The 13,124-nt window shown below is 46.2% G+C and carries 9 protein-coding genes and 1 tRNA gene; 4 read left to right on the forward strand and 6 right to left on the reverse strand.

Annotation, left to right across the window (positions count from 1 at the left end):
• Window positions 1-14 precede the first annotated feature (14 nt).
• On the reverse strand, window positions 15-1,652 hold the full coding sequence (locus JJU34_RS16465; protein WP_228693500.1) for a hypothetical protein: 1,638 nt from the start codon (window positions 1,650-1,652) through the stop codon (window positions 15-17).
• Window positions 1,653-2,023: 371 nt separating this feature from the next.
• Here JJU34_RS16465 and katG point away from each other — a divergent pair, with 371 nt between their 5' ends.
• Window positions 2,024-4,249, forward strand: coding sequence for a catalase/peroxidase HPI (katG, locus tag JJU34_RS16470; RefSeq protein ID WP_228693501.1), 2,226 nt, complete (start codon window positions 2,024-2,026; stop codon window positions 4,247-4,249).
• A 243-nt stretch (window positions 4,250-4,492) separates the two neighbouring features.
• Here the strand turns inward: katG and JJU34_RS16475 are convergent, their stop codons facing one another.
• The 3 genes from JJU34_RS16475 to JJU34_RS16485 all read right to left on the reverse strand — a co-directional run bounded on the left by JJU34_RS16475 (window position 4,493) and on the right by JJU34_RS16485 (window position 9,175).
• Window positions 4,493-5,707, reverse strand: coding sequence for an acetylxylan esterase (locus JJU34_RS16475; RefSeq protein ID WP_228693502.1), 1,215 nt, complete (start codon window positions 5,705-5,707; stop codon window positions 4,493-4,495).
• Window positions 5,708-5,991: 284 nt separating this feature from the next.
• Window positions 5,992-8,805 carry a TonB family protein gene (locus JJU34_RS16480; RefSeq protein WP_228693503.1) on the reverse strand — a complete coding sequence of 938 codons (2,814 nt, stop codon included), beginning with the start codon at window positions 8,803-8,805 and terminating at the stop codon, window positions 5,992-5,994.
• A gap of 7 nt (window positions 8,806-8,812) precedes the next feature.
• A complete protein-coding gene (locus JJU34_RS16485; RefSeq protein ID WP_228693504.1) occupies window positions 8,813-9,175 on the reverse strand; it encodes a BlaI/MecI/CopY family transcriptional regulator in 363 nt (120 codons plus the stop codon).
• A 371-nt stretch (window positions 9,176-9,546) separates the two neighbouring features.
• Between JJU34_RS16485 and JJU34_RS16490 the strand changes: the two genes are divergently transcribed.
• A complete protein-coding gene (locus JJU34_RS16490) occupies window positions 9,547-10,089 on the forward strand; it encodes a hypothetical protein (protein ID WP_228693505.1) in 543 nt (180 codons plus the stop codon).
• 52 nt (window positions 10,090-10,141) lie between these two features.
• Window positions 10,142-10,759, forward strand: coding sequence for an NAD(P)-binding domain-containing protein (locus tag JJU34_RS16495; RefSeq protein WP_228693506.1), 618 nt, complete (start codon window positions 10,142-10,144; stop codon window positions 10,757-10,759).
• A 52-nt stretch (window positions 10,760-10,811) separates the two neighbouring features.
• On the opposite strand, the gene JJU34_RS16500 is transcribed toward JJU34_RS16495, so the two are convergent.
• Both JJU34_RS16500 and sucC read right to left on the reverse strand, forming a co-directional pair.
• Window positions 10,812-10,885, reverse strand: a tRNA-Arg gene (locus tag JJU34_RS16500).
• Between the two features lie 48 nt (window positions 10,886-10,933).
• Window positions 10,934-12,151, reverse strand: a complete 1,218-nt coding sequence (gene sucC, locus JJU34_RS16505) for an ADP-forming succinate--CoA ligase subunit beta (protein ID WP_228693507.1) — start codon at window positions 12,149-12,151, stop codon at window positions 10,934-10,936.
• Window positions 12,152-12,414: 263 nt separating this feature from the next.
• Here sucC and JJU34_RS16510 point away from each other — a divergent pair, with 263 nt between their 5' ends.
• Complete coding sequence (locus JJU34_RS16510; protein WP_228693508.1) at window positions 12,415-13,074, forward strand: ABC transporter ATP-binding protein; 660 nt, start codon at window positions 12,415-12,417, stop codon at window positions 13,072-13,074.
• Window positions 13,075-13,124: the final 50 nt, after the last annotated feature.

Raw genomic sequence — 13,124 nt, forward strand, 5'->3', positions numbered from 1 at the left:
ATAAATACCCGCTCTTAGTTTTCTGCAGGCTCCACGATTAGGTAGTATCCTACGTTTTGGACCAAGTCAACAGGTATTCCCTCCAGTATTTCTGCTCCAGACATTTTTCGGGTTTTGCCGTCATTTACGAAGTGGACCAGATAGGAGGAGTCTTTCGTGATGACAAACCACTCCGGAAACTGGTTAATTCTGGGGTAGTCCAAGGGTAGGTTAAAATGGACGCTATGACGCGGAAAATCAAACTGCAATTTACCGGAGTAGTGCTCCTCTGCTAGCAGCGAAATTTCCAACTCATCTCCGTCCAGCTTGGCTCCCAGAAATACATTTTTACGCCAAGGGTCCAACGTGGTACCCTGTGTTTTCCACAGGCAATACATGATTGTGGTGCGTGCAAAATTACCATCTCCGTGCCAACCCTCTATGATACCGGTTCCTTTAAATTCTTCCGTTTGGGTCCGATGGGCAGAGTCCTGCATGGACCACATAACCTGCATTTGGGAGTCTATCCAGCGTTCGGCCTTTGGACTTGGCTCCCGATTAAGCAAGTTTAGGGCACTTTCTATCGCATCCGCATACCCGTCGGCGCTGCCTCTTTCCCAATCAAAATATTCGTAGTGATTTAGGTTTCGGAAGACCTCCAGCACAGGCTCTCTATAGGCCTGATGGCTATCTACCAAAAACACGGAATAGTAGGCGTTTAAGGTATACCCCCATGTATCAGCAATTCCTGCGTCCAGAATTTCTCCGGTAATGGGGTTTACCTGATTGTAAAAAAGACCGTGTTCGTTTCTGCCCACCTCGAGAATTCGATCCAACATTTCATACAGATGGGGTTGGTATCGCGCTTTTTTTTCTGGATCGGTGTAGGCTAAGCTGACATATAATTCGGTCAGTCCAGAGACTATTTCACAGCCGTGATCCCGGAGCCGAATTAGCGACAAATCCCGCGTGGGATGCTGATTCCCTAATAGGTAGTAGTCGCCCAGCCGGATAGCCCATTCAAGATACTTTGGGTCATTGGTCATCCAATACACCCGGGAAAGCGCCTGGAGCAATTCTCCATTAACCTCCACGTTGGTAGAGGGTATTTTGCCAAATGGCGTATCGTAAACAGCGTGCTTCCAAATGTCATCCAGCATGCCAATCATGCGGTCTGACCAAGGGCTTTCTCCAAGATACTCGGTAAGCGGGAGCAATCCATCCTTGATGTATTCAGAACTTCCGAATATAATACCGTCCATATTGATTTCATCCTTTCGAAATCCCTGTCGGCTAAATGAAAAATCATCAGGGAGCCGATCGACCCGGTTTGTCAATTCTTTTTCTTTGGCTAAAATGGATTTCATCTTACCTTCAAACAGTTCCTTGTCCAGCAAATAGGTGGTAAGGACCATGAAAGGATAGTTGTCGGCAGCGGCGTCTTCTGCATTCCAAAAGTCCTTTGACACCGTTAAGTTTCGGGGAATAAGTCCGGTTGCGGGATCGGCATACACCAACCAGTCTTCTACGAACCGCAACGATCGCACAAATCCTTCGTGGGCTAAGTAGCCGTTATCCAACGCCTCCTGAAATCTAGGATCTAAAGGCGTATCAGAATGGCAGGCAAAGAAAACTATCCAAGAAAAGGCAAGGTATCGCAGGGCCTGCATCATAATCAAAGTAAGTGGGTTATGCGGAAAGTTGATTGGTTAAAAGTATTTATTTTTATCCGTAATTACGAAGGACAAGATGTTAATTTTCAAATTTTAGATAGAAAATTTGGCCGGCTAATTTCAATCGTGCGCTTGACGAATCCTTTTTGCTGCCGTAGGGGGGTGGTTATCGGATTATTTGGGATAAAAAGCGCGAGAAGAAGGATGAACTTTTGATAACTGGTAAAAAACGAATATCTTTAAGAGAGGTGTATAGGGATAGATGAAACGACAACACCAATAGATATTATCTATGGAATTTTTATTTAGTTGCGGGTTTTTATAAGTAACTTAGTAGTTGAAATTTGAACACAACAATAAATCAATAACTCATGGAAAAACACAGTAATGGAGAGGCAAAAATGGCGGATATGAACACATCTGCCGGTAAGTGTCCATTTTTAAACGGGGCGTTGAACCAAGTAGCCGGAGGAGGAACCGGAAATAACGATTGGTGGCCTAATCAGTTGAAGCTGAATATTTTGCGTCAGCATTCATCGTTATCCAACCCCATGGATGAAGGGTTCAATTATGCAGAGGCGTTCAAAGCACTTGATTTGGCGCAGGTTAAAAAAGATATAGAGGAAGTATTGACTACTTCTCAGGATTGGTGGCCTGCCGATTACGGACACTACGGTCCTTTCATGATCCGTATGGCTTGGCATAGCGCTGGTACTTACCGTATCCATGACGGCCGTGGTGGTGCAGGGAACGGTACGCAGCGTTTTGCACCGCTGAACAGCTGGCCGGATAACGTAAACTTGGACAAGGCAAGGCTGTTATTGTGGCCTGTAAAAAAGAAATATGGCAAAGCGCTTTCTTGGGCTGACTTGATGGTGTTGACCGGCAATGTGGCCCTTGAGTCTATGGGCTTAAAAACCTTTGGATTCGGAGGCGGTAGAGAAGATGTTTGGGAGCCTGAGCAAGATGTGTATTGGGGTTCAGAGACCGAATGGTTGGGAGATAAACGGTATACTGGTGATCGCGAGTTGGAGAACCCACTCGGCGCGGTACAGATGGGTTTGATATATGTCAATCCAGAAGGACCTAACGGAAATCCCGATCCCATTGCCGCAGCTAGAGACATCCGGGAGACTTTTGGCCGTATGGCGATGAATGATTACGAAACAGTAGCGCTGATCGCAGGAGGCCACACCTTTGGTAAGGCTCATGGCGCTGCAGACCCAGGTGAGTACGTTGGTAGAGAACCTGCCGCAGCTGGTATCGAAGAGCAAAGCATGGGCTGGATGAATTCCTATGGTAGCGGAAATGCGGAATATACCATCACTAGTGGATTGGAAGGAGCATGGACTACCACGCCAACGAAGTGGAGCAACAACTACCTGTGGAACCTTTTTGGGTACGATTGGGAATTGACCAAGAGTCCTGCTGGTGCGAATCAGTGGATACCAAAGCATGGTATGGGAGCACGTACTGTGCCGGATGCGCATGATAAATCCAAGCGTCATACGCCTATCATGTTTACCACAGACATTGCATTGAAAATGGATCCGGCTTATGAAGAGGTGGCTAGGCATTTCTTGGACAATCCGGATGAGTTTGCGGACGCTTTTGCAAAAGCGTGGTTTAAGCTTACGCACCGGGATATGGGGCCAAAATCCAGGTATTTAGGACCAGAAGTTCCGGCCGAGGACCTTATTTGGCAAGACCCCGTACCGGCCGTTACGCACGAGTTGGTCGATGATGCTGACATCGAAGGTTTGAAGGTGAAAATTCTTTCCTCAGGACTTTCTGTTTCAGAGTTAGTTTACACCGCTTGGTCTTCTGCTGCTACCTTCCGAGGTTCGGATAAGCGAGGAGGAGCAGACGGGGCCCGGATTCGACTGGCCCCTCAGAAGGATTGGGAAGTCAACGAGCCTGCACAATTAGGCAAAGTGCTAGAGGTACTTGAGGGTATCCAAAAGGAATTCAATGCACAAGGTGCTAAGCAGGTATCCATGGCAGACCTTATCGTATTGGGAGGTGCTGCTGCTATTGAGAAATCGGCTAAAGATGCAGGACATGTAATTTCTGTACCATTTACTCCCGGCAGGGGTGACACGACCCAAGAGCTTACCGATGTGGAATCTTTTGCCGTGCTAGAGCCGATTGCAGATGCTTTCCGCAATTATACTAAGTCGGGGCTTGCCGTAAAGCCGGAAGAGTTGATGATTGATAAAGCACAACTGATGACGCTTACCGCTCCCGAGATGACCGTGTTGATAGGTGGCCTACGTTCGCTGAATGCAAACTTTGGTCAATCTGCTCACGGGGTATTTACCGATACACCAGGTGTGTTGAGCAATGATTTCTTTGTAAACCTGTTGGATCTGGGTGTTACTTGGAAAGCAACTTCCGATGCAAAGGATGTGTTCGAGGGCAAAGACCGTAAGACCGGAGAGGTAAGATGGACAGGTACCCGAGTGGACCTCATCTTTGGTTCCAATTCAGAGTTGCGAGCTATAGCCGAAGTGTATGCTACCGATGATGCGAAGGAAAAATTCCTACATGATTTCGTAGCTGCATGGACAAAAGTGATGAACCTAGACCGCTTTTAATTTCGGTTCCTGAGGAATTTCCAATTTAAATATGAATCGTGGCCCCTAAAAAAGGCCACGATTTTTTTATTGGTAGGATATTGGTTACGAGTTCTCTTTAACCACGCCTTCCATCAATCCTCGCATATATCCCATGGCGAAGAGCGTACCAATGGTGCTGTAGCCCGGTTTATCGTTACTGTCGCCCTCCATGGTAGGAACATTTTCAGAAAATCTCTGCGATTTCTTGCCATGATCGGTTAGCTATTTTTGATACAACTTATCCGCAAAATCTAAGAAGTTTGACCAATCCAATGCCGTGAGATTGTGGGCACCTTCCCGCATATGATATCCTAATGGACCCATATGAATGGATTCTCCGACTTTTGGCTGTTCCTGCGGCAAATTGGCGGGGATTTGATAGATGGCTTGGTGTATCCTAGATCCCAGCCTAAGCGATAAATATTCCCCCTTCTGATCTGCCCATTGATCCTCCGCCGCGCTCGCCACATACACCGCTCTGGGTGCGATGGCCGCCACCAACATATGCTGATCTACAGGCAAGGCATCTTCGTTGTCGTTGTATTGGTCAAAATTGTCTGTAAACCAGTATGGGAAATTGGTGTTTATCCGCGTCACGGTTTCGCCAAAACGACGGCGGGAAATAGCAGCACCGCCGCAACCCGATTCATTGGAGACGGTGATGGCCCAGCGGGTATCCTGTGCGCCTGTCCAGAGAGCGGCCTTTCCTCCTCTAGAGTGGCCTACCACGCCCGCGCGCTTTGCATCTATGTCGGGATCATTCTCAAAATAGTCCATGGCCCGCATGGCTCCCCAAGCCCAAGCGCCCAGTCCACGCATGCCATTCGACATGGTTAACTGCTCGGGATAGAGCGTGGTTAGGATATCCTCTTTAAATGTTTCTTTGTTGTCGTCTGACACGTCCTGCACATGAAAGGCCGCAGCTGCATATCCCCGGCTAATCAGCATTTCAGCAGGCCAGAAATCAGATTTTTCTTGGCGGGTGGGATCGATATTCTCAGGCGCTCGATGGGTAATCAGCAGAAAAACAGGTGCCTCATCCCCCTGTTGCTGCTTTGGGATAAATATCGTAAGCCGCATGGTAATGGATTTTCCATTCCGTTGGGCTGCGATGTCCACCTCTTTCAAGATGGCTTGGCCATCCATGGCTTGTTCATCCCGGTTTACGAGCGTAAAACCAATCCCATCTAGATCACGGGGAAGCTTACCGTACACATGATCCTCAAAAAGCGAAATAATCTCTGGTCGGCGAATGAATGTCCAATCAGCGATGGAGGTAATCTCTCTCCCAGTAGTGCTCACAAAAGGATCAGGCAAGGAGTAGGAGGGGACGTTGGATTCGTCGTAGTTGAAGCCAGCTTGCTGGGCTGTCGATAGGTGCGTAGCCCCCAATAGGAGTAGAATGCTGAAAAAGTACGGTGAAAATGGCGTTTTCATCTTTTTATGGTTGACTTTATGCTTGAATAATCTGGTATTTACATCAATTAGCGACTTAAGTTAACAGGTTTTGCTGGGATGTCAAAGGGAATAAATGCGGATCGATCGCAGCAGTGGTAAACCATTGGGACACTCACGAGATTTCGACTCTTCTCCCGGAAATAAAAAAGAGCAAGTCAAGGTGGGTTGATCGCAGCGATAGTCAGGAAAAAGAAAGCGGAACCAAGGCAAAAAAATAGGGCCACCCTTGAAATCATCTGTAAAGGGTGGCCGTGAAATGAAGGCTATTTTTTGGTGGTAATGATAACCACCCCGTTTTTAGCCGCATCTCCGTACAGGTTGATGGCTTTTGCATCCCGAATGACACTGATTGATTCGATGTCTACTGGATCTAAGACATCGATCGAACCTATAACGGTTCCATCCAAAACATACAGCGGTTGATTGGGTTTTGCATTGGGAATATCATTGATCGGTTCACTGCCTTGATGACTCGAAAATGTGTAGAGAACTCGGTTGATATCGTTTTGTCTCAAAGCTGCTTGAACGTCCTGAATGGTTCCCATTTTCACCTCAGGTTCGGCCTCAAAGCGTGCGGTAATCTGCTTTGGATCCAGCTCGTATTGCTTTAGCAACGAAGCGATTGACTTGGATAACCCCCCATCGATCGTTAGGATCTCGCCGCCTAAGTTGACGATTTTTTCATTTACTACCCGAATCGTCATCACTTCTCCTTGTGCAATTTTTCCCGATTTTAGGCTGGAAACTGTGCCATAACCAACGACCACCACGCCGGAACCCAGAAGCTTTTCGTAGTGTTGATCATGGGATTCTTTGCCTGCCAATTTAAATTTTATGGGATAGATTACCTGGTAGCTGCCACGTGAATCGTTGACCTGCCAGTTTGGAGCATTCTTGAGGTACCGAATAGCCTCTTCGTTCAACTCTTCCGAGATCCCTTTTACCACTTCATAATCGGTGATTTTACCGCTTTTATCGAATACCAATTTCGTGAGTACCGTTCCGGTAGTGTTGGTTTGCCTAGCTACGCTGGGGTATTTAAGGTTTTTCTGCAGATGTTTGTTAAATTCATCGGTTGGGGCTATTCGTTCCAATTGCCTGTCTTGATTTAGAGCGACTAGTTCGTCAAAGGATGCATTCGTACCTAGGTTTTCTGGTAGTTTAAAACGGATGGGTAACCGCATCTTGACATCGACCTGTTGGCCATGTTGCATACCGGGTGTCCATTTAGGAGAGTTTTTGACTATCCTGATTGCTTCTTCGTCACAGCCGGCACCGATGCCCCTCAAGATCTCTGGATTGGTAACATTGCCCTCTCGGTCTACGACAAATACCACGTACACAGTACCCTGCACATTGCCTAATTTGGCACGTTCTGGGTATTCTAGGTTTTCGCTTAAGTAGGAATTCCAGCCTTCCATACCTCCTAGAGGAAAGGGCATGGATTCCACCACGTCAAAGACTTCTCCATTATTGGTAGCAGAAGGGATCGGTTGACGTACCGTGCTGGAAGGGAGAGGGAAAAACGAAGCTATCCGTTGATTGTCCTTGTTAAAATTAAAGCCTATCGGATAGTTCATCACCACGGCCACTGCCTTTTGGTTATTCTTGCCGGGCTCCCACTTAGGAGCATCCGGATGGGACAATGCGCTCAGGAGCTGCTCGTCGATCCCTGCACCAAAACTCCTTCGGATCACGGGGTACTCAATTCTTCCTTCTTGATTCACCACAAATTCCAGATCCACCACACCACTGAGACCCAGCTCCTGAACTTTCTCAGGGACAATAACCTGTGATCGAAGGAAATCCTCAAACTCCCTCCAACCTGCTTCAGGTTTTGGTGAGGATTCTACCGCGGTGCGCTGATAGGCATTTTCATAGGACTTTTGCGTCTGTGAGTTGGCCCGCAAGATTTGGATCAGCTCTCTCACCTTCAGGTATTCGTCATCGGAGGAGATGCCGGAGAAAACATACTCCAACTCTCCGATTTGGGCTTTCAAGGTGCCATTTTCCAAGATGCCTATCTTCTCATAATGTACCGGCTGTTTCAAGGTGCGTACGCTTATGCCAATGTCCAATGAATCCTTCAAACCCAACACCTGTTGCTTGATGGCATTGGGTGCCAAGGTATGGTACTTGGTAAGAAATACCAGCCCCTTTTCAGTTTTCATGCTGACCAGCCCAAAGAGCATTGCTGTCAGTGGAATGACCATCAGTAACTTAAACCGGTTAATTTTAGCGGATTTTTTCATCATGACAATTCGTTTTAAGGTAGTAGATCGGATAAAGTAATTACCGATAGGAAGATCCAGTCCCTTAAAAGCCATTTTGGCGATCAGTTTGGGATAGCTGGATTTATCTTCCACCTTGCCCAAAACCTTTTCATCTGCTAAATACTCGTGTAGGTCTACCAGCGCCAACCGCATAAGGTGTATGACTGGGTTAAACCAAAACAGGATGCTAAGCACCTGGTAGTACATCACATCCCAGGAGTGCTTTTGATGGATATGCTCCAGTTCATGCGCTATGATATGTGATTCCTCTTGCGGGGTAAGCTGCTGGGTATCGTCCCAAAACAGCTTATTAAAGTAGGAGAACACCGGTGCGAGCCCGAAGGTGGGAATCAGGAAATACGCACCTTTCAGCTTGTATTTGGTTTGATACCACCCTTTCATCTCAAGTTGTCTCAGCAAAAGGTACTGCCAAAACAACTTGAACGCCAGAAACAGCACCACGGTCAGGTAGCCTGCCAACAAGTAATCCCGTATCTCCCACAGAATGGGAAGTTTGGTGTCGGTAACTGTTACCTCCGGCAATCCAAATGTGCCGATGGTTTCCGCTTCTACCTGGTCTCGAAGAGATTTGATCAATAAGGTATTTTCCAGGGAAATGCTGGGTTTATCAAAACTTACGGGAATCTCCACTAAGGGAAACAGCAGTGCGAGTGCAGGAGTGATCAATAGGTAAAAACGATTAAACCGAAAGGTTTTTTCATTCCGCAGGAACACCCAATACACCCCAAAAAAGAAGCATAAACAAAAAAAGCTTTGCCAGAAGTAATTGATAAACTCAGCCATCAGCCTGTTACTTTACATCCTTTTTCACTTCCTCCATAATGCGCTCTATTTCTTTTACATCCAAATTTTCCTCCTTGGCAAAAAAACTTGCCATCTTGGTAAAGGATCCTCCAAAGTAACCTGATAGCAATCGACGTATCGAGAAGCTGCGGTACTCGTCTTTGGTCACGATTGGATAATATTGGTGTGATTTGCCGATCGGACGGTGTTTTACAAAACCCTTTGTCTCAAGTATACGGATAAAGGTAGATACCGTATTGTAGGCAGGTTTTGGGTCGTCCATGCGCTCCAATACATCTTTTACATATGCTTCCTTGAGATCCCACAGGATCTGCATGATCTGCTCTTCTGCTTTCGTTAATGCTTTCATGTTTTTTTCTTACAACTTAATCACTTAGTTTTTAGTATGCAACTTTTTTGGAAACTAAATCTTTCTATCGGTACCATAAATATACTATTAAATAATTAGTAAAACCTAATTTATTAGGATTAATTTTTTAGGTTTATGCTGCTTTTTTGGCCGAATACGGTAAATAAGGGCTGATAGTTGACTTCTTGATTGCTAGAAAATCCTTTGCGCATTGTCAAATGGTCTCAGATCCATAAACTAAATTTTGCACATGCATCAACTATTTAAATGTTTGTTATTATCTTACTATACAGAAAGCGATTCGTCAGATGGACGTGACGAAAGGCAAGTAGGATACTTTTTGTTGAACTTGGAAAAGACCACTAGAACCTATGCGGGGATGTTTTATAGATTTCGAATTACCTTTTAAAGCCAACGCCGGCATCATTCCGGCTAGAGACCAGGTACGAAGAATTCTCGCAAAAGCAAAGGAAACCCTGGAGCTAGGGTACGTGGGAGTAGCAATTACCTATTCAGCGAACTTTCAGCAACGGAATAAGATCAGGGAGACCTATGCCAGTGGGGATTGGCAAACGTTCACACAGGGAGCTAACCAAGCAGCAGTGATGCGAGAGTTGGAAGGGTTTTTGGATACGATGGAATTTGAACCCATCCGAAACAAGGTACGTATTGCTCCGATTACGACGCTAACTTATAGCGATTTCGGTGGAAAAACTCAGGAAGAGATTGTGAAAGAAGACCTAGGCTACATAGCGAATTTATTACATAACGGATGGGCCGTACTAGGTTGGATCAATGAACCATCCTCCGGAAGGTATGCGGTAGGGGGAGGTATCGTGAAATTGCCCGATCAGTTGGAAAAAACAATACAGGAGGGCCTAGCGGAATTTGCAAGGAGATTTAAGGAAAGCTAGTAATCAAACAAAACATACCGTATCATGTAACAAATAAACCATCGGATACATCATGAAGATCGCCATCATTGGTACGGGCAACGTAGGAGGAGCGTTGGCCACCGCTTGGGCCCAAAAGGGGCACGAAATTAACTTGGGAGTTCGGGATATGGAGCGTTTCAAGGGGACGGAGTTGCTCGCAAATCCCCGTACATCCGTATCTCCGATTGCAGATGCGGTATCGAAGAGCGACGTGATCCTGATGGCAACCCCTGCCACCAATGCGGTGGAGATCACCCAGTCGCTGGGAGATACTACCGGCAAAGTAATCTTGGATGCAGGCAATATCATATTGGGGAGGGGACCACAAGGTTTTAATACGGTCTCGGAGGCGATCTTGGCCCATACCAACACCAGGGATGTGGTAAAATGTTTTAACACTACAGGCTACAACAACATGGCCAATCCTCTGTACGGAGAACTAACGCTGGATATGTTTATGGCTGGAGATAGTTTGGAAGGTAAGTTGGTGGCTCGCCAATTGGCCAAGGATGCGGGATTTGCGGAGTGCTACGACATAGGCGGTAACGACCGCTTTGGTCTTTTAGAACAACTAGCCTGGTTTTGGATTAACTTGGCGATGGTGCAGGGACATGGAAGAGATATCGGAATCAAAATCCTAAAACGATAGCCATAAAAAAAAAGGCACCTCAACGTACGTTAAGCGTGCCTTTTTTCAGATGTACACCCGGAAGGATTCGAACCCTCAACCCTCGGAGCCGAAATCCGATATTCTATCCAGTTGAACTACGGGTGCAATTCGAGCGCAAAGATAGGATTTTCTTTGCGCTTTCAAAAATGTTAGTTAAGCATTTTGCAATACTTGTTGCACTTTTTCCGCAGCTTCTTTCAGCGTGATGGCAGAAGTTACTTTGAGACCAGATTCATCGATGATTTTTGCTCCCTCTTCAGCATTGGTGCCCTGAAGCCTCACGATGATTGGCACCCGAATGTCTCCGATGGATTTATAAGCTTCTACCACGCCACTTGCAATTCGGTCACAACGCACGATACCTCCAAATACGTTAATCAAAATAGCTTTTACCTTGGGATCTTTCAATATGATGCGGAATCCCGACTCCACTGTCTGCGCATTGGCCCCTCCGCCTACATCCAAGAAGTTAGCAGGCTCGCCACCTGAAAGTTTGATCATATCCATGGTAGCCATGGCCAAGCCGGCACCGTTTACCATACAGCCAACATTGCCGTCTAGTTTTACGTAATTCAGTCCTGACTCACCGGCTTCTACTTCCAAGGGATCTTCTTCATCCAAGTCCCTCATTTCAGCCAGTTTCTTGTTTCTATACAACGCATTGTCGTCCAAGTTCACTTTTGCATCTACCGCCAAAATCTGATTATCAGATGTTTTGAGGACTGGATTGATTTCCACCTGGGACGCATCGGTATTTTCATAAGCCTGATACAAGGAGAGGATGAATTTAACCATCTCCTTAAAGGCATTCCCCTCCAGCCCCAATTTAAAGGCTACTTTACGGGCTTGGTAACCCTGTATGCCGATCTGTGGATCGATCCATTCTTTGATTATTTTTTCCGGAGAATGCTCCGCTACCTCTTCGATATCCATTCCACCTTCTACAGAGGCCATGATCACATTGCTGCCTGTGGCACGGTCCAAAAGGATGGACAGGTAATATTCCTTAGGCTCAGAATCACCCGGATAGTACACATCTTGAGCGACCAAGATTTTCTTTACTTTCTTTCCTTCTTCTCCGGTTTGGATGGTGACCAAGGTGCCACCAAGGATGTTTTTCGCAATTTCAGGAACCTGATCCAACGACTTGGCCAAAACCACACCCCTCGATCCTGTTTCTTTAATTGTTCCCTTACCACGTCCACCCGCGTGAATCTGCGCTTTCAGAACATACCAAGAAGTACCGGTTTCTGCATGTAGCTTTTTGGCTGCTTCCAACGCTTCCTCTGGGCTTGATGCGACCATACCTTCCTGAATTTTTACGCCGTATGATTTGAGAACTTCCTTCGCCTGATATTCGTGTATATTCATCCTTGTAAAATTTTTGCTCGAAGTTAATGGCTAAACTCCGATAATTCAAGGTTTCCTTTCCTGTTTTTGTGAATTGTTAGCTAAATTAACCGTCTTGGATTCTCAGACCTCTCCTTATCTGTTTATCAGTCAAGCCGATATAATTAAAATACTGTAATGACTGTCTTGGATTGAGAATTTAGCCGAAAAACCGTTACTTTTAAAGTTTGGGGGGGATCCCCGTAGGCCGGATTTTGATCATCAAGTAAAAGCAAGTATTCCAAATGTTAGTAGTTGCAAAGGACATACACAAGTATTATGGAGATCTCCACGTGTTGAAAGGCGTTGATGTGGAAATCAAAAAGGGGGAGATTGTGTCGATTGTGGGGGCATCGGGGGCGGGAAAGAGTACCCTGCTTCACATCCTGGGCACTCTGGATGAAGCCGATCAAGGCTCCCTTTTGGTAGATAACATAGACCTGTCCGGCCTCAAGGGAGACAAATTGGCGGCATTTAGAAACGCCAAAATCGGTTTTATTTTTCAGTTTCATAACCTACTACCGGAGTTTACCGCCGAGGAAAATATTATTATCCCGGGATTGATTGCCGGGGGAAAGGAGAACTCGTTAAAAGTCCGGGCTGCGGAATTGGCCGATCTGCTCGGCATAGGCCCTAGATTGCAACATAAGCCTTCTGAACTATCGGGAGGGGAACAACAGCGCGTGGCGGTGGCCCGTGCGTTAATAAATAATCCGACGGTCATCTTTGCGGACGAACCTAGTGGAAACCTGGATACGCATTCCTCCCAATCCCTGCACGAACTTTTTTTCAGGCTTAGGGATGAGTTTGGCCAATCGTTCGTTATTGTGACGCACAACCAAAGCCTGGCTCAGATGTCAGACCGAATGTTGACTATGAAAGATGGCAAGATCCTTCTGCAATAAGCTAAGATCCCGATTTCCTATAGCATGCTACATTTCATATGGTGCACTAG

The sequence above is a fragment of the Lunatimonas sp. genome (assembly GCF_020832325.1).
Classification (GTDB): domain Bacteria; phylum Bacteroidota; class Bacteroidia; order Cytophagales; family Cyclobacteriaceae; genus Lunatimonas.

Excerpts from the sequence above, each read along its gene's own strand:
- JJU34_RS16485 (WP_228693504.1), bottom strand. The coding sequence starts at position 9,175 with ATGAAAGCATTAACGAAAGCAGAAGAGCAGATCATGCAGATCCTGTGG.
- JJU34_RS16495 (WP_228693506.1), top strand. The coding sequence starts at position 10,142 with ATGAAGATCGCCATCATTGGTACGGGCAACGTAGGAGGAGCGTTGGCC.
- JJU34_RS16480 (WP_228693503.1), bottom strand. The coding sequence starts at position 8,805 with ATGGCTGAGTTTATCAATTACTTCTGGCAAAGCTTTTTTTGTTTATGC.
- katG (WP_228693501.1), top strand. The coding sequence starts at position 2,024 with ATGGAAAAACACAGTAATGGAGAGGCAAAAATGGCGGATATGAACACA.
- JJU34_RS16475 (WP_228693502.1), bottom strand. The coding sequence starts at position 5,707 with ATGAAAACGCCATTTTCACCGTACTTTTTCAGCATTCTACTCCTATTG.
- sucC (WP_228693507.1), bottom strand. The coding sequence starts at position 12,151 with ATGAATATACACGAATATCAGGCGAAGGAAGTTCTCAAATCATACGGC.
- JJU34_RS16465 (WP_228693500.1), bottom strand. The coding sequence starts at position 1,652 with ATGATGCAGGCCCTGCGATACCTTGCCTTTTCTTGGATAGTTTTCTTT.
- JJU34_RS16510 (WP_228693508.1), top strand. The coding sequence starts at position 12,415 with ATGTTAGTAGTTGCAAAGGACATACACAAGTATTATGGAGATCTCCAC.
- JJU34_RS16490 (WP_228693505.1), top strand. The coding sequence starts at position 9,547 with ATGCGGGGATGTTTTATAGATTTCGAATTACCTTTTAAAGCCAACGCC.